Annotated in this window: 21 protein-coding genes; 13 read left to right on the top strand and 8 right to left on the bottom strand. The window is 58.7% G+C overall.

Annotated features, from left to right (window positions below; translation table 11 throughout):
* The first annotated feature begins 105 nt into the window (after positions 1 to 105).
* Positions 106 to 279: a hypothetical protein gene (locus FHT92_RS00870; protein WP_183743579.1), complete on the top strand. Its 174-nt coding sequence runs from the start codon at positions 106 to 108 to the stop codon at positions 277 to 279.
* On the top strand, positions 276 to 605 hold the full coding sequence (locus tag FHT92_RS00865; RefSeq protein WP_183821967.1) for a DUF6105 family protein: 330 nt from the start codon (positions 276 to 278) through the stop codon (positions 603 to 605). The genes FHT92_RS00870 and FHT92_RS00865 overlap by 4 nt, the downstream gene beginning before the upstream one ends.
* Here the strand turns inward: FHT92_RS00865 and ruvX are convergent.
* Positions 545 to 1,036: a Holliday junction resolvase RuvX gene (ruvX, locus tag FHT92_RS00860; RefSeq protein ID WP_183743575.1), complete on the bottom strand. Its 492-nt coding sequence runs from the start codon at positions 1,034 to 1,036 to the stop codon at positions 545 to 547. The two genes, FHT92_RS00865 and ruvX, sit on opposite strands and share 61 nt — an antisense overlap.
* A gap of 177 nt (positions 1,037 to 1,213) precedes the next feature.
* On the opposite strand from ruvX, the gene FHT92_RS00855 reads away from it, so the two are divergent.
* From FHT92_RS00855 to FHT92_RS00835, 5 genes are all read left to right on the top strand, one after another.
* Positions 1,214 to 1,918 (top strand): metal-dependent hydrolase, encoded by a 705-nt coding sequence (locus FHT92_RS00855; protein ID WP_183743573.1) that lies wholly within the window; start codon positions 1,214 to 1,216, stop codon positions 1,916 to 1,918.
* A gap of 125 nt (positions 1,919 to 2,043) precedes the next feature.
* Positions 2,044 to 2,331 (top strand): Asp-tRNA(Asn)/Glu-tRNA(Gln) amidotransferase subunit GatC, encoded by a 288-nt coding sequence (gatC, locus tag FHT92_RS00850; protein WP_183821965.1) that lies wholly within the window; start codon positions 2,044 to 2,046, stop codon positions 2,329 to 2,331.
* A 58-nt stretch (positions 2,332 to 2,389) separates the two neighbouring features.
* Complete coding sequence (gene gatA / locus FHT92_RS00845) at positions 2,390 to 3,871, top strand: Asp-tRNA(Asn)/Glu-tRNA(Gln) amidotransferase subunit GatA (protein ID WP_183821963.1); 1,482 nt, start codon at positions 2,390 to 2,392, stop codon at positions 3,869 to 3,871.
* Positions 3,862 to 4,359 (top strand): GNAT family N-acetyltransferase, encoded by a 498-nt coding sequence (locus FHT92_RS00840; protein ID WP_183821961.1) that lies wholly within the window; start codon positions 3,862 to 3,864, stop codon positions 4,357 to 4,359. The genes gatA and FHT92_RS00840 overlap by 10 nt, the downstream gene beginning before the upstream one ends.
* A gap of 23 nt (positions 4,360 to 4,382) precedes the next feature.
* Entirely contained in the window at positions 4,383 to 4,658 is a 276-nt protein-coding gene (locus FHT92_RS00835) for a hypothetical protein (RefSeq protein ID WP_183821959.1), read from the top strand.
* Positions 4,659 to 4,710: 52 nt separating this feature from the next.
* On the opposite strand, the gene FHT92_RS00830 is transcribed toward FHT92_RS00835, so the two are convergent.
* A complete protein-coding gene (locus FHT92_RS00830; protein ID WP_183821957.1) occupies positions 4,711 to 4,968 on the bottom strand; it encodes a YjhX family toxin in 258 nt (85 codons plus the stop codon).
* A gap of 321 nt (positions 4,969 to 5,289) precedes the next feature.
* Here FHT92_RS00830 and FHT92_RS00825 point away from each other — a divergent pair, with 321 nt between their 5' ends.
* The 6 genes from FHT92_RS00825 to FHT92_RS00800 all read left to right on the top strand — a co-directional run bounded on the left by FHT92_RS00825 (position 5,290) and on the right by FHT92_RS00800 (position 9,479).
* Entirely contained in the window at positions 5,290 to 5,799 is a 510-nt protein-coding gene (locus tag FHT92_RS00825; protein ID WP_183821955.1) for a GNAT family N-acetyltransferase, read from the top strand.
* Between the two features lie 77 nt (positions 5,800 to 5,876).
* On the top strand, positions 5,877 to 7,382 hold the full coding sequence (gene gatB, locus FHT92_RS00820) for an Asp-tRNA(Asn)/Glu-tRNA(Gln) amidotransferase subunit GatB (RefSeq protein ID WP_183821953.1): 1,506 nt from the start codon (positions 5,877 to 5,879) through the stop codon (positions 7,380 to 7,382).
* Between the two features lie 65 nt (positions 7,383 to 7,447).
* The gene (locus tag FHT92_RS00815; RefSeq protein ID WP_183821951.1) at positions 7,448 to 7,954 is read left to right on the top strand and encodes a GNAT family N-acetyltransferase; all 507 of its coding nucleotides are present in this window, start codon (positions 7,448 to 7,450) and stop codon (positions 7,952 to 7,954) included.
* A 1-nt stretch (position 7,955) separates the two neighbouring features.
* Positions 7,956 to 8,423, top strand: coding sequence for a GNAT family N-acetyltransferase (locus FHT92_RS00810; protein WP_183745317.1), 468 nt, complete (start codon positions 7,956 to 7,958; stop codon positions 8,421 to 8,423).
* A gap of 102 nt (positions 8,424 to 8,525) precedes the next feature.
* On the top strand, positions 8,526 to 8,921 hold the full coding sequence (locus tag FHT92_RS00805) for an NADH:ubiquinone oxidoreductase subunit NDUFA12 (RefSeq protein ID WP_007825221.1): 396 nt from the start codon (positions 8,526 to 8,528) through the stop codon (positions 8,919 to 8,921).
* A 117-nt stretch (positions 8,922 to 9,038) separates the two neighbouring features.
* A complete protein-coding gene (locus FHT92_RS00800; RefSeq protein ID WP_037106339.1) occupies positions 9,039 to 9,479 on the top strand; it encodes a DUF2155 domain-containing protein in 441 nt (146 codons plus the stop codon).
* 122 nt (positions 9,480 to 9,601) lie between these two features.
* Here the strand turns inward: FHT92_RS00800 and FHT92_RS00795 are convergent, their stop codons facing one another.
* The 6 genes from FHT92_RS00795 to FHT92_RS00770 all read right to left on the bottom strand — a co-directional run bounded on the left by FHT92_RS00795 (position 9,602) and on the right by FHT92_RS00770 (position 14,537).
* Positions 9,602 to 10,531 (bottom strand): DUF2167 domain-containing protein, encoded by a 930-nt coding sequence (locus tag FHT92_RS00795; protein ID WP_183743551.1) that lies wholly within the window; start codon positions 10,529 to 10,531, stop codon positions 9,602 to 9,604.
* A 74-nt stretch (positions 10,532 to 10,605) separates the two neighbouring features.
* Positions 10,606 to 11,223 carry a leucyl/phenylalanyl-tRNA--protein transferase gene (aat, locus tag FHT92_RS00790; RefSeq protein ID WP_183821949.1) on the bottom strand — a complete coding sequence of 206 codons (618 nt, stop codon included), beginning with the start codon at positions 11,221 to 11,223 and terminating at the stop codon, positions 10,606 to 10,608.
* Between the two features lie 6 nt (positions 11,224 to 11,229).
* A complete protein-coding gene (accC, locus tag FHT92_RS00785; RefSeq protein ID WP_183821947.1) occupies positions 11,230 to 12,582 on the bottom strand; it encodes an acetyl-CoA carboxylase biotin carboxylase subunit in 1,353 nt (450 codons plus the stop codon).
* 10 nt (positions 12,583 to 12,592) lie between these two features.
* Positions 12,593 to 13,075, bottom strand: coding sequence for an acetyl-CoA carboxylase biotin carboxyl carrier protein (gene accB / locus FHT92_RS00780; protein WP_183821945.1), 483 nt, complete (start codon positions 13,073 to 13,075; stop codon positions 12,593 to 12,595).
* A 21-nt stretch (positions 13,076 to 13,096) separates the two neighbouring features.
* Positions 13,097 to 13,534 carry a type II 3-dehydroquinate dehydratase gene (gene aroQ / locus FHT92_RS00775; protein ID WP_183821942.1) on the bottom strand — a complete coding sequence of 146 codons (438 nt, stop codon included), beginning with the start codon at positions 13,532 to 13,534 and terminating at the stop codon, positions 13,097 to 13,099.
* Positions 13,535 to 13,778: 244 nt separating this feature from the next.
* Positions 13,779 to 14,537 (bottom strand): DsbA family protein, encoded by a 759-nt coding sequence (locus FHT92_RS00770; RefSeq protein ID WP_183743542.1) that lies wholly within the window; start codon positions 14,535 to 14,537, stop codon positions 13,779 to 13,781.
* Positions 14,538 to 14,678: the final 141 nt, after the last annotated feature.

Genomic DNA, 14,678 nt, shown 5'->3' with positions numbered 1-14,678 from the left:
TACTCGGCAGTTAACCTTAACAGTTGGTTTACGTTGCGTGACGCTGGTTAACCCGCCAGTGTGATCCACATTAGAAATGTAACGAGTGTGGACCCGAGTTCGGCCATGGAAACCAAAATCGCCAGAACCGCGTTGCTTGTCGCGGCGATGATGTTTTTCGCCGTGCTGGCGCTGGATATCGCCGTGCCCACGCTCGTACTCTGCATCATGGCATCGTCGGTCTGGCTCGCTTCCCTTGATATGCCGGTCCTGCGCAAGCACGAAGGAGAGGCCGCATGAAGTGGTTTCTGATCTTCTGGGCCGGTCCTATCGTCTTCCTAGCGGGATGGTACTGGCTTTCCTATTACGACCTGAACTTCGGCATCTTCATGCTGACGCGGCAGGTCCATGACCTGACTTTCGAGATCTATGGCAAGGCCCTCGGCCTGCCGCCGCAGGAAATCCCGCCGCTCGTCGCCCGCGCGATAGCCGTCGATAGTCTCGTCGTCTTCGCCATTATGGGCCTCCGCAAACGCCGCCAGATCGCGGCCTGGTGGAGGGCGCGTCATGCCTCCGTGTCGTCCGCCGATCTCGCCAGCAAAGAAAGTCTGTCGAGCGCTCCTTGAAGGATAAAGCTCGCCGCAGCCGAATCGATCCGCTCGGCACGTTTTGCCCGCGACACGTCCATTTCCAGTAAGGCGCGTTCGGCAGCCACCGTCGATAGCCGCTCATCCCAATAAACGAAGGGAATGGCAGTCTTCTGCTCCATGTTGCGCACGAAAGCCCGTGTCGCCTGCACGCGCGGACCGACCGATCCGTCCATATTCATCGGCAGGCCGATAACGAAGGCCGCAACCTTCTCTTTTGCGGCGAAACCCAGCAGCGTCTCGGCATCGATGGTGAATTTCTCGCGCTTGAGCACCGGGCGTGGCGTCGCAAAGCGGCGTCCGAGATCGGACATGGCAAGGCCGATCGTCTTGGTGCCGAGATCGAGGCCTGCGATTGCCTGTCCGGGACCGAGCGTTTCGGCTAGTTCCTCGATCGTCAGCACCGTCATTGCCGTGTCATCCTGTCAAAAGAAATTGAAGTTCCCGCCGCTTTTCTTTGCGGCCATATCGGCTATGTCCTTAGAGCAATTCCAGGAAAAGTGCGAAACGGTTTCCGGCCAGAATTGTCCTAAGCCTTTCTGGCCCCCGAAATCGCCTTTTGCATCACGTAATTAAGGAGACTTTTCATGAAGATCACCTGGCTCGGCCATTCTGCTTTCCGTATCGAAACGAAAGCCGCCAAAATCCTGATCGACCCTTTCCTGACCTATAACTCGTCTTTCGCCGGCCAGGGCATAAAGGAAGTGACCAACGGCATCACCCATATCCTGCTAACCCACGGCCATGGCGACCATGTCGGCGATACCGTAGCGATCGCAAAGGAAACCGGTGCCGTCGTTCTCGCCAATGCCGATCTTGCCTCCTGGCTTAGCACGAAGGGCGTCGAAAAGCTGGAAATGGGCAATACCGGCGGCACGGTCGCGCTCGGCAGCTTCACCGCGACCTTCACCAATGCGCTGCATTCCTCCGCTCAGACGACGGAAGACGGGGTTTCCCACTCGCTCGGCAATGCGAACGGCCTGATGCTGCATTTCGACGACGAGCCGAGCCTCTTCCATATGGGCGACACCGATATCTTCTCCGATATGGCGCTTATCAACGAATTGCATCAGCCCGATATCGGTATCGTGCCGATCGGCGACCGCTTCACCATGGGCGGCGCGGTGGCGGCTCTTGCCTGCCAGCGCTACTTCAACTTCAAGACGGCCATTCCCTGCCACTACGGCACCTTCCCGATCATCGACCAGACGCCGGAAAAATTCATCGCCGGCATGGAAGGCTCGAAGAGCCAAGTAAAGGCGCCGAAGCCCGGCGAAAGCCTGTCTCTCTGATGCGTTTGCCTGCAAATCTCGGTGGATTTGAGGGCAGGAATTCTGCATTGCCGAAAAGGCAAACCCGTTGCACAGGACGGACATGGTCTTTATAGCGATAGGAAAATTCCTATCCGGAGAATGCCATGTCCGTCGATCTCGCCACCGTTAAGCGCGTAGCGCGCCTTGCCCGTATTGCCGTTTCGGAAGAAGAGGCAAATCGCATGGTCGGCGAATTGAATGGTATCCTCGGCTTCGTCGAACAGCTTTCCGAAGTTGACGTTAGTGGCGTCGAGGCCATGACATCCGTGACGCCGATGGACATGAAGAAGCGCGCCGATGTCGTCAATGACGGCAACAAGGCCGCCGATGTCGTTGCCAATGCGCCGATCACCGACCACAATTTCTTCCTGGTGCCGAAAGTCGTCGAATAAGGCTTTGCCCGCCTCTTTCCGACCTTGTTGCCATTTTCAGACCTGAAGCGAAAACACGATGAGCGAACTCACCAGCCTGACCATTGCCGAAGCCCGCCAGAAGCTGCGCGCCAAGGAAATCACCGCGACCGAGCTGACCGAGTCTTACATCTCGGCGATCGATGCGGCCAATGGCCATCTCAACGCTTATATCAAGGTCACGCCTGATCTCGCCCGCCTCATGGCGAAGAATTCCGACGAGCGTATCGCTGCCGGCAAGGCAGGCGATCTCGAAGGCATCCCGCTCGGCATCAAGGATCTGTTCGCCACGGTTGGCGTGCATACCCAGGCTTGCAGCCACATTCTCGACGGTTTCGAGCCGCGGTATGAATCGACGGTCACCCAGAACCTCTGGGACGACGGCGCCGTCATGCTCGGCAAGCTGAACATGGATGAGTTCGCGATGGGCTCTTCCAATGAGACCTCGCACTATGGTGCGGTCATCAACCCCTGGCGTGCCGCAGGCTCTAACCAGCAGCTCGTTCCGGGCGGCTCTTCCGGTGGCTCGGCTGCAGCCGTTGCCGCCCATCTCTGCGCAGGTGCTACTGCAACCGACACAGGCGGTTCCATCCGCCAGCCGGCTGCCTTCACCGGCACGGTCGGCATCAAGCCGACCTATGGGCGCTGCTCACGCTGGGGAACGGTCGCCTTCGCATCTTCTCTCGATCAGGCCGGCCCGATCGCCCGCGACGTGCGCGATGCCGCGATCTTGCTGAAGTCCATGGCGAGCGTCGACGCCAAGGACACCACTTCCGTCGACCTGCCGGTCCCGGATTACGAAGCTGCCATCGGTCAGTCGCTGAAGGGCATGAAGATCGGCATTCCGAACGAATATCGCGTCGATGGCATGCCTGACGAGATCGAATCCATCTGGCAGCAGGGCATCGCCTGGCTGAAGGATGCCGGTGCCGAGATCGTCAACATCTCGCTGCCCCATACCAAATACGCCCTGCCGGCCTATTACATCGTTGCACCCGCTGAAGCCTCTTCGAATCTCGCCCGTTACGATGGCGTGCGCTACGGCCTGCGTGTCGACGGCAAGGATATCGTCGACATGTACGAGAAAACGCGTGCCGCCGGCTTCGGCCAGGAGGTCAAGCGCCGCATCATGATCGGCACTTACGTGCTGTCGGCCGGTTACTACGATGCCTACTATCTGCGCGCCCAGAAGGTTCGCACGCTCATCAAGCGCGACTTCGAACTCGCTTTCGATGCCGGCGTCGACGCTATCCTGACGCCAGCCACTCCATCGTCTGCCTTCGGCGTTGCCGACGAGAACCTCGCCGCCGATCCGGTCAAGATGTACCTCAACGACATTTTCACAGTCACGGTCAACATGGCCGGCCTGCCGGGCATCGCCGTTCCCGCCGGTCTCGACCATAAGGGCCTGCCGCTTGGCCTGCAGCTCATCGGCAAGGCCTTCGACGAGGAAACCCTCTTCAAGACCGCCCATGTCATCGAACAGGCAGCCGGCAAGTTTACGCCGGCCAAGTGGTGGTAACCGATCTAACGATACGAAAGATTGCAGACGCCGACCACAAAATGGTCGGCGTTGTTGGTTTCGCCGCATGGGCGGCAAGCAACGCCTTTGAAGCCAGCTATCGGGATCCTGCTGTCGTCGACCGGGTGAAGCAGGAATTTGCGATTTTTCCGGATGAGACGACGGGCGAGATCTTCGTTGCTGAGCTTGATGGAGGAATCGTCGGCTGGGGCGCACGGGAGAATACGCCAAACTATACTTCAGACCTTTGGGTGCATCCCGATCATCAGGGCAAAGGCATCGGCAAAGCGCTGCTGCATCATCTCTGCGAGCTGATGAAAGGCGAGGGCTTGGAAACGGCGCGGCTCGACACGCATGCGAAGAACAGCGGTGCAATCCGTCTTTACGAGCGCTGCGGTTTCAAGGTCATCTGGCACGGCATCGAATTTTCCAAGAGCATGGGCGTTCCTCTCGAAAAGGTACATCTGGAGAAAAGGCTGGCCGATTGACGGCCTGAGCCGGAGGAGGAGTTATGGCAGGCAATGATCTTGGGCGGTTGATCGAGGCCTTTGATCGCCTCGCTGCCAATGGCTTTAAATTGGGCGCAGAGTGGGAGGCGGTTCACGAAATCTGCCAGAACCACGAGGGCGAACAGGTTTTCGACTGGGGCCATGCCCTTTGCCATCGCGTCGAAGGCGATGATTGGAACGCAGGCTACTGGTATCGCCGTGCAGGCAAGACGATGGGAGAAGGCACGATTGCCGAGGAGTGGACGGCGATGCGCACAGAGCTTTCTGAAAAGCTCTGAAATTCTCCTGGCCGCACGACGACGTCGCCGCACGGCCAGGCGCTTGTCAGACCTATCTATTATCGAGCTGCGACCTGACGAGCTGCAGTCCTCTTTCGGTGATCCGATAGGGCTGACCGGCGGAAGATTTGATTGCCTTCAGCCGTTTCAGCTTGCGGAAAAGCTCCATGCCGAAGCCGGGATAGACCCAGCCGTCGCGGGTGAAACAACTCACCGTTTCGATCTTTTTATTGTCATCGCGGGTAATTTCGATACGGCCGCCCTGGGCCATAAGGTGCAGGATGCGCTGTTCTGCGCGCGAAATGTCCATTGCTGTTGATCCGGAAACGCGCCTTCATGAAGGCGCACGAAAACGATTTGGCGATCGGGCTTAGCCGATACGCCGCGGCTTCGTTTTTCGGGCCCATGCGCGCGAAGCTGTGCTTGCGGGCAGGGCCTTTACCGGGTCTCAGGCAGGTTAGACATAAAACACCTCTGACGGGCTTTTTATCAGCAACCACAATCCGGTCAAGCAGGCGCAGCGGAACAAAAAAGCCGCCCATAATATTGCTTTCGCTTCTTCATCTCATTGCAGGGGCTGGAAAATTCCCCGACTCAATGGTCTACTCTCTGTAGTAACGCGGAGGTGCCATTGATCCACATTCGCAATGCCCGCGAAGGCGACACGCAACTCTTGAGCGAAATCGGCTTGCGAGCCTGGCAAAGAGCGATGGCATTGATCGGCGAATCGGACGCCATGACGGATGGAGCCCGCACCGCCTTCCGAACGTTCGTGGATGATAACTGGCTCACAATCACGGTCGTCGAACAGAACGGGCAGGTCGCCGGCTGGGCCGCGCGCGAAGGGCTGGACGAGACCATTTCCGACTTCTGGATCGATCCGAGTTTCAACCGTCAGGGGCTTGGTACTGCACTGCTGGAGCGTATCGAGGCCGATATCTTTGAGCAGGGTTTTGAGCAGGCTGCGATGCAGACCCATTCTGGAAATACAGAGGCGATCTCCTTTTTCCAGAAGCACGGCTACGCGATCCATTGGCTTTCGGTCGCCTATAATCCGAAGCTAGACCGCGACGTGCCATCAGTCGGTCTCAGCAAGCATCTTGGCCCGCAAGAGCCGGAAGGCTACGGCCCGGGTTTCTAGGCTGCCGAAAGCCTTGCACCGGCAGGCCATTTCCTTTACCTCACCTGTTGAAAAGAACAGCCTTCGAAGAGCATCTCATGACCATTGTCGACGTTCGCACGCCTGATCCGAAACGTTATATCCCCGGCGCCACCGGCGATTGGGAAGTCATCATCGGCTTGGAAGTCCATGCCCAGGTGCTTTCCAATTCCAAGCTTTTCTCCGGCGCCTCGACGGAATTCGGCAAGCCGCAGAATTCGAACGTCTCGCTCGTCGATGCGGCCATGCCCGGCATGCTGCCCGTCATCAACGAGGAATGCGTCAAGCAGGCGGTACGCACCGGCCTCGGCCTGAAGGCCGCGATCAACAAGCGCTCGGTCTTCGATCGCAAGAACTATTTCTATCCGGACCTTCCGCAGGGCTATCAGATCTCGCAGTACAAGGATCCGATCGTCGGCGAAGGCAAGATTGTCATCTCCCTCGGCCCGGACCGTCAGGGCCAGTTCGAGGATATCGAGATCGGCATCGAGCGCCTGCACCTGGAACAGGACGCCGGCAAGTCGATGCACGACCAGCATCCGACCATGTCCTATGTGGACCTGAACCGTTCCGGCGTGGCGCTGATGGAAATCGTCTCCAAGCCGGATATGCGCACCTCCGATGAGGCCAAGGCCTACATGACGAAGCTGCGCTCGATCGTGCGCTACCTCGGCACTTGCGACGGCAACATGGACGAAGGCTCCATGCGCGCCGACGTCAACGTCTCCGTGCGCCGCCCGGGAGAGCCCTTCGGCACGCGCTGCGAAATCAAGAATGTCAACTCCATCCGCTTCATCGGTCAGGCGATCGAATACGAAGCTCGCCGCCAGATCGGTATCCTGGAGGATGGTGGCACCATCGATCAGGAAACCCGTCTGTTCGATCCGAACAAGGGCGAGACGCGGTCAATGCGCACCAAGGAAGACGCGCATGACTATCGCTATTTCCCCGATCCGGATCTGCTGCCGCTGGAATTTGACGATGCTTTCGTCAAGGAGCTGGCTGATCACCTGCCGGAGCTGCCGGACGACAAGAAGGAGCGCTTCGTGCGCGAACTCGGCCTGTCGATCTACGACGCCTCGGTCCTCGTTTCCGAAAAGGCGATTGCAGATTACTTTGAAGCCGTTGCCGAAGGCCGTGACGGCAAGGCTGCCGCCAACTGGGTCATCAACGACTTGCTCGGTGCCTTGAACCGCACCGGCAAGGATATCGAGGAAACGCCGGTCTCTCCGGCGCAGCTCGGCGGCATCATCGACCTCATCAAGGCAGAGACCATTTCCGGCAAGATCGCCAAGGATGTTTTCGAAATCATCCTCAACGAAGGCGGCGACCCCGCCGAGATCGTCGAAAGCCGCGGCCTGAAGCAGGTGACGGATACCGGCGCAATCGAAAAGGCCGTCGATGAAATCATCGCCGCCAACCCGGATCAGGTTGCCAAGGTCAAGGCAAAGCCGACGCTTGCAGGCTGGTTCGTCGGTCAGGTGATGAAGGCGACCGGCGGAAAGGCCAACCCGCAGGCCGTGCAGGCTCTCGTCAAGGCCAAACTCGGTATTGTGGAAGAATAAGCCAACGGCCTTGGCCGAGGGGTGTGAAGCGGTTTTCGGAATACCGATGCCGCGAGGAGAAGGTCTTGGTTTATTTCGTCCGTACGGCCAGCGAGCGCGATCTTGAGAAGGTCCGTGCGTTGCTGGTCGAGAGCTTCCACGCGGCCTATGACGCGAGCCACGGCGTTGCAAAGGTCAACGAACTCGTTGCCCATCTCTTTTCGCCGGCTGCGCTGAAGGCGCGCCTGGCGAAGAAAAATGCCGAATTCCTGGTCGCCGATGACGGCCGGGATATCGGTGGCGTCGGTTACGCGGCGATGTCATCCGAGATGACAAAGACCGTCACGCTGCATCTTCTCTACGTGAAACCAGATCTGCAACGCCAGGGCATCGGCCGCGATATATTCGCCGAACTCGAAACCTGCTTCCCGGACGCGGAAATCATGCGGCTGGAAGTCGAGGTTCAGAACCAAGAAGCTGTCCATTTTTATGAACGACTTGATTTCGTTGAGGCCGGCCGTAACGAGAACAATAGCCCCGACCAGTCCGGCATTCCAACGCTGGTCTTCGAAAAGGCGCTTGAGTTCCACTGATATGCGATCTGGTGACATCATCATTCGTGAAGCGCGTGAAAGCGATCTGCCCGCCTTGATTGCGATGTTTGCCGCCGATCCTCTCGGCGGTCATGGTGATACCACCGATCCCGAGGCCTATCTGGATTATGCCGGCGCTTTCGCGACGATCACGGCGTCTTCCAACCAGACGCTTCACGTTGCAGAGCGGGACGGTGACGTAGTCGGCACCTTCCAGACGATGATCACCACCTCGCTCAATGCACGCGGCTCATCCGCCATGATCATCGAGGCGGTGCAGACGCGTGCCGATATGCGCGGGCAGGGCATCGGCGCGCGGATGATCGAATTTGCCATCGCCGAGGCGAAAGGTCGCGGCGTACGGCTCGTCCAACTGACATCGAATGCGGCACGCAAGGATGCCCATCGTTTTTATGAAAGACTGGGTTTCAAGCCGTCGCATCTCGGTTTCAAGATGGCGCTCAAATGACCGCAGTTTCGGCGGGAATCACTGGACAATTCGGCTTGGCGGCGGCATAAGCGAAAAAGCCTATCTGCTTTCGTCCGCGTCCTGCGGACACGAGGAAAAGACATGATCAAGTTCCTGTTGCACACCTTCACCTGGTGGAACAATTACACTTTCGGCACGCTGTTCGCCCTTCGCGGCTTCAAGCGTGTTGGTGAAGACGAGTTGGGCAATGTCTATTACGAAGGCGGTCTTTCCTCCTACGGCCTGCCGAAGCGCTGGGTGATCTACAAGGGTTACGCCGAAGCATCCGCCATTCCTCCAGGCTGGCACGGGTGGATGCACCACCGGACCGACGTTCCGCCATCCAAGGAAAACTACGTCGCCAAGGAATGGCAGAAGCCGCACCGCGCCAACCCCACGGGCTCGCCGCAGGCCTACCGTCCGCCGGGTTCGCTCTCGGCTGCCGGCGAACGTCCCCGCGTGACCGGCGACTACGACGCATGGACGCCGGGCAACTGAGAGTCGAGCATCTGACGGCGGGTCCTGCCCCGCGCTTTGGCCACAATTGACCTTTACCCGCAGGTTGGCCGCAATTGCTGTGGCCATGAACCTGATATGTGCTGGAGACGGGTAGATATGAAGCTTTCCCTGCGAAACACGGTCCTGCCGGCTGCGGGAGCTGTATCGCTATTGGCGCTGTCCGCCGGGCTTCTTTCCAATCAGGCACAGGCTGCCCGCATTGACAATCCGGTCGCCGTCTTCTCTGGCCTCGACAAGATCACCGGCCGCATCACCACTTTCGACGTGTATGTCAACGAAACGGTCCAGTTCGGCGCCCTGCAGGTGACGCCGAAGGCCTGCTATTCGCGCGACCAGTCAGAAGCCCAGAAGATCGATGGTTTCGTCGAAGTCGACGAGATCACGCTGGACCGCAAGATCCGCCGCATCTTCACTGGCTGGATGTTCGCCGACAGTCCCGGCCTCAACGCCGTCGAGCATCCAATCTATGACGTCTGGCTGAAGGACTGCAAGCAGAACTCAGACGTCCCGCCTCCGGACAGCGCCGGCGCCAAGTAATGATACGCGCCCGATCGACCGGGCTTTTAGCTGCTAATAACTATCTATAGCAAGGTGATGGCGGCGCCGTGTGCGTGCCGCATAAAATCCGTTCGATGCGACACGCCTGCTGATGCTGGTCGCTATGCGTTGGGCGTTTTGTTGCCGGTGAAAAGCTTCTTCACGAAGCCGACCGCCCCGCCAAATACCACAAAGACGAGGATCCAGGCCTTCTTGAGGAAGGCAGCGGCGATTGCTAGCAGCCCGATCTTCGCGGCAACCTTTGCGCCAGCGCCTGCAGCGATCATGCCTGCCATCCCGTAGGCAGCGATCTTGTCGCCATCCACGTGATCGCTATAGGCCATTCCCTTGTCGAACTGGACGAGCTTGGTCACGGTCGGGACGGCGGTCTCGATTTCCTTCAACTGTTCGAGACCGGCAACGAAGTCGAACTGAAATACTCCCTCACGGCCCAGCGTGCGCACGGAATAGTTCAGTGTATGCTGCGTGTTTCCATTCTCGTTGAACACCAAATCGCGTGCCCAGTGCAGGGCGTGTGCGGATTGGTCGTAATGCGGGGCAGAAGCCCAGCCGACGAGTGTCACCGTCGGAAAGCCCTGCTTCTGTCGTTCGGTATTGCTTTCCGCAATCGACTCCTTGATGTTCTGCAGCAATTCATCGTAGTCGATCGTCGCTGCGTCGGCATCCGATACATATCCATCCGCGCTGAATTCGACGACCGAACCCCATGATCCGACATCAGTCGGCGAATATTGCGCAGGAAATAGCATACCCAGCGCATCAGCCGCCGACCCCGGCGGGTTTCCCCAGATATCGACGAGCACGGTCTTCGTATCTTCAGGGCTGAGATAATAGAACCCATCCGGTACGTTCAGCGTCGCCTTCGCAGCCGGCAGCTTGATCGCTCCCTGTTGGAAGTCGAGCTTCTCCAGAAGCGGTTTCTCTTGATCTGAGAAATCCGTTCTGTTCGGAAACATGTCCTGATAGGGGCGGGCATCGGCTGCTCCGGCAGCCATGGCGAGCAGGATCGCTGCCATAAAATATCGATTCAAGATTTCACCCTCCGTTGCGTTCTGACCTTAATCAGGGCGGCCAGAAAATCAACGCAAGGATGAAGAATCCAACCTTAAAACTTTAGGTGCGGCGATTCCATCGCCGCGGCGAGCATCAGCGCGTAGTCCGCTTTCGGCACGTCGAGCGCCCCGAATGTTTTGAGATGCTCTGTCGTGAATTGCGTGTCGAGCAGGGTGAAGTGCTGCCGCCTCAGGTGCTCGACGAGATGGACGAGACAGATTTTCGAAGCGTCGGTGCGGCGCGAGAACATACTTTCTCCAAAGAAGGCGGAGCCGAGAGAAACACCATAGAGGCCGCCAACGAGTTCATCGCCATCCCAGGCCTCGACAGAGTGGGCATGGCCCATGCGGTGCAGGGCTGAGTAGAGCGTTCGGATCGTCTCGTTGATCCAGGTACTGGGACGATCGGCCGTCTCCTGCGCGCAAGCGGTCATGACGGCATCGAAGGCGCTGTTGAAGCGGATCTCGAAGGGCTTTTGCCGAATCGTCTTTCGAAGACTTTTGGAAACGTGGAAACGATCGTCGAGCGGCAGTACGCCGCGGACATCGGGTTCGACCCAGAAGATTTCCGGATCGTCGGCGGATTCGGCCATGGGGAAGAGACCGATTGAATAGGCGCGCAGGAGGATCTCCGGGGTAATACCTGGTGATTTCCTGCGCGCTCCTGCCATTCTGTCCTATGCTGCCGGCTTGCTGTTGGCGAGATACTTTTCCAGCCAATGGATATCATAGTCGCCGTTGGCGATATCCTGGTTGGAAACGAGATCCTGGAACAGTGGCAGCGTTGTCTTGATGCCGTCAACGACAAATTCATCGAGCGCACGGCGCAGGCGCATCATGCATTCGACGCGCGTACGGCCATGGACAATCAGCTTGCCGATGAGGCTGTCGTAATAAGGCGGGATCCTGTAGCCCTGATAGGCGCCGGAATCGATGCGTACGCCAAGACCGCCCGGTGCATGGAAATGCGTGATCGTGCCGGGTGACGGCACGAAGGTGCGTGCGTCCTCGGCATTGATGCGGCATTCGATGGCATGACCCTGGAAGTGCACTTCATCCTGCGTGACCGACAGACCGCCGCCGGAGGCAACGCGGATCTGTTCGTGCACGAGGTCTATGCCGGTGATGGCTTCGGTGACCGGATGCTCCACCTGCAGGCGAGTATTCATTTCGATGAAATAGAACTCGCCATTTTCGTAGAGGAACTCAATCGTTCCGGCGCCGCGATATTTCAGCTTCTTCATCGCGTCGGCGCAGATCTGGCCGATCTTCATGCGCTGTTCGACGTTGAGCGCCGGAGAATTGGCTTCTTCCCAGACCTTCTGGTGGCGACGCTGAAGCGAGCAGTCGCGTTCGCCGAGATGGATCGCGTTCCCCTCGCCATCACCGAAGACCTGTATTTCGATGTGGCGCGGCTTTTCGAGGTATTTTTCCATGTAGACGGCGTCGTTGCCGAAGGCGGCGGCGGCCTCGGTGCGGGCCGTCGACCAGGCTTCGATCAGGTCGGCCTCGGTCTTGGCGACCTTCATGCCGCGTCCGCCGCCGCCGGCCGTTGCCTTGATCAGCACCGGATACCCGATATAGGCAGCCGTCTTCAGCGCATCCTCTTCGGTCTTCACTTCGCCGTCGGAGCCGGGAACGACGGGAATGCCAAGTTCCTGCGCCGTCGTCTTGGCGGTGATCTTGTCGCCCATGATGCGGATATGTTCCGCCGTCGGGCCGATGAAGGTAATGCCGTGCGCTTCGAGAATATCGGCGAACTTGGCGTTTTCCGACAGGAAGCCATAGCCCGGATGCACGGCATCAGCCCCTGTGATCTCGCAGGCAGCGACGATCTGGTGGATGTTAAGATAGCTTTCGCGCGACGGCGGCGGGCCGATGCACACACTCTCATCAGCGAGGCGCACATGCATGGCGTCGGCATCCGCCGTCGAATGCACGGCAACGCTTGCGATGCCGAGTTCCTTGCAGGCGCGCAGCACGCGAAGGGCAATCTCGCCGCGATTGGCTATGAGGATCTTGGAGATCATTGGCAACGCCTTATTCGATGACGACGAGCGCCTGACCGTATTCGACGGGCGAACCGTCTTCGACAAGGATTTCCGTGACCTTGCCGGACTTCGGCGAAGGAATCTGGTTCATCGTCTTCATCGCTTCGATGATGAGGAGCGTCTGGCCTTCCTTGACCGTCGTACCGATTTCGATGAAGGCGCGCGCGCCCGGAGCCGGCGCCATGTAGGCCGTGCCGACCATCGGCGCGTTGACCGTATTTGCTGGGTTGCGGCCTGCAACGGCAGCCGGGGCAGCTGCTGCCGCGACGGGGGCTGCTGCGGCGGCAGCGGCAGGTGCCGCATAGGCAGGGGCGGCGATCGGCGCCTGGATATACTGGGTCGTGCCTGCGCGCGAAACGCGGATCCGCAGATCTTCCTGTTCGACTTCGATCTCGGTCAGATCCGTGTCCTTGAGGATATTGGCGAGATCGCGGATCAGTGCCTGATCGATACCGGATTTCTTGTCAGCCATGAGTGTTGCCCTGTCTTCTTCTTATGCCGTGATGTTCTTCAGCGCGTGCAGCGCCAGGATGTAGCTGTGAGGCCCGAAGCCGCAGATCACGCCCTTGCATGCGGGTGCGATCATCGACTTGTGGCGGAATTCTTCCCGTGCATGCACGTTGGATATGTGGAGCTCGATGACGGGAATGGAAATGGCACGGATCGCATCGTGCAGCGCGACCGACGTATGCGTATAGGCGCCTGCATTGATGGCAACGCCGGCGGCCTTTTCGTCCGCCTCGTGAAACCAGTCCACCAGCGTGCCTTCGTGATTGCTTTGGCGGAAGTCGATGTCGAAACCGAGTTCGCGGCCCGCAACCTTGCAGTCCGCCTCAATGTCCTTGAGCGTCTTGCCGCCATAGATGCCAGGTTCTCGCTTGCCCAGCATATTCAGGTTTGGCCCGTTCAGGACAAAGATCGTTTGCGTCATCGAATGTTCCGTCTGGCGCAGTGGCTCTTGATTCTCTTGGAATCAAGCGACCGCTACGCGGTTCAATGTATTCATCGCGTCAGATGCCCAGCTGTTGGCAGCAAGGGCACGGGAATGCGCGAGCGCCACCTATAGACTCCACGCGGGCTTATTGAAAGCCCTTACAGAATCGGCAGGGAACGTCGCGCCATGTTTGTCCACATGGCTGAAACGCTTCGATTTAGGCGATTTGATGGGCGCAGGCTCAGCAGCTCGTCTTGCCGCAGGCCCGCATGTTCTTTACCTTGGCTTCGAGATCGTCGATGCCGACGGCGCCGGGCACCATTTCGTTTCCGATAACATAAGATGGGGTACCGCTGATGCCGAGATTGGCGGCGAGCTGATAGGTCGCCTGCACGATGTCATCGTTCGGGCTCTTTTTCATCTCGGCGCGGATCTTGTCTTCACCGACGCCGAGGGAAGAGGCGACCTGGATTGCGGTGTCCTCGGAAGCGCGGCCGTCGCTGCCGAGCAGCGCCACGTGGAAATCGCCGTACTTTTCCGGCGCAAGCCGGCGGAAGGCATCCGCCACGCGATGTGCCGCGACCGAATCCGGCCCGAGAATCGGAAACTCCTTCAGCACAAAGCGGACATTCTTGTCCTTCTTCAGGAGCGCCTGCATGTCGGGCAGGGCGTGGCGGCAGTAAGTGCAATTATAGTCGAAGAACTCAACGACGGTGACATCGCCTTTCGGGTTGCCGAGCGTCACGTCATTTTTTGAATCGAAGATCCCGTCCGTATTGTTCTCGATCGCCATGGTGGCCTTCACCTGCTGGGCCATCTGCTGCTTTTTTTGCAGCGCGTCCTGCACCTCGAGCATGATCTCCGGATTCTCGATCAGATACTGCTTGATGAATTCACCCAGTTCCTTCTTCTGCTGGTCATCGAATGCAAATGCCTGAGCCGGAAGTGCGATAGAGGCTGCAAGCGCCAGCGCGGTGAGCGTTTTGGAGAAGAAGGCCATGGTATCCTCGTCGTCGGCTGATGGATTTTCGAAGCGAAAAATATCATCGCCGGGTTAATGGGCTTGGATGCGTCCGCATCAAATTACGGCGCGTCGGGCCGCCATCAAACAGGAATTTTCCTCCGATCCAAGCCCTCGCGG

Source organism: Rhizobium sp. BK377 (assembly GCF_014193935.1).
Taxonomy (GTDB): Bacteria; Pseudomonadota; Alphaproteobacteria; order Rhizobiales; family Rhizobiaceae; genus Rhizobium.
Note: the sequence above shows the minus strand (reverse complement) of the source record. Positions and strands in the feature narration are given on the sequence as shown.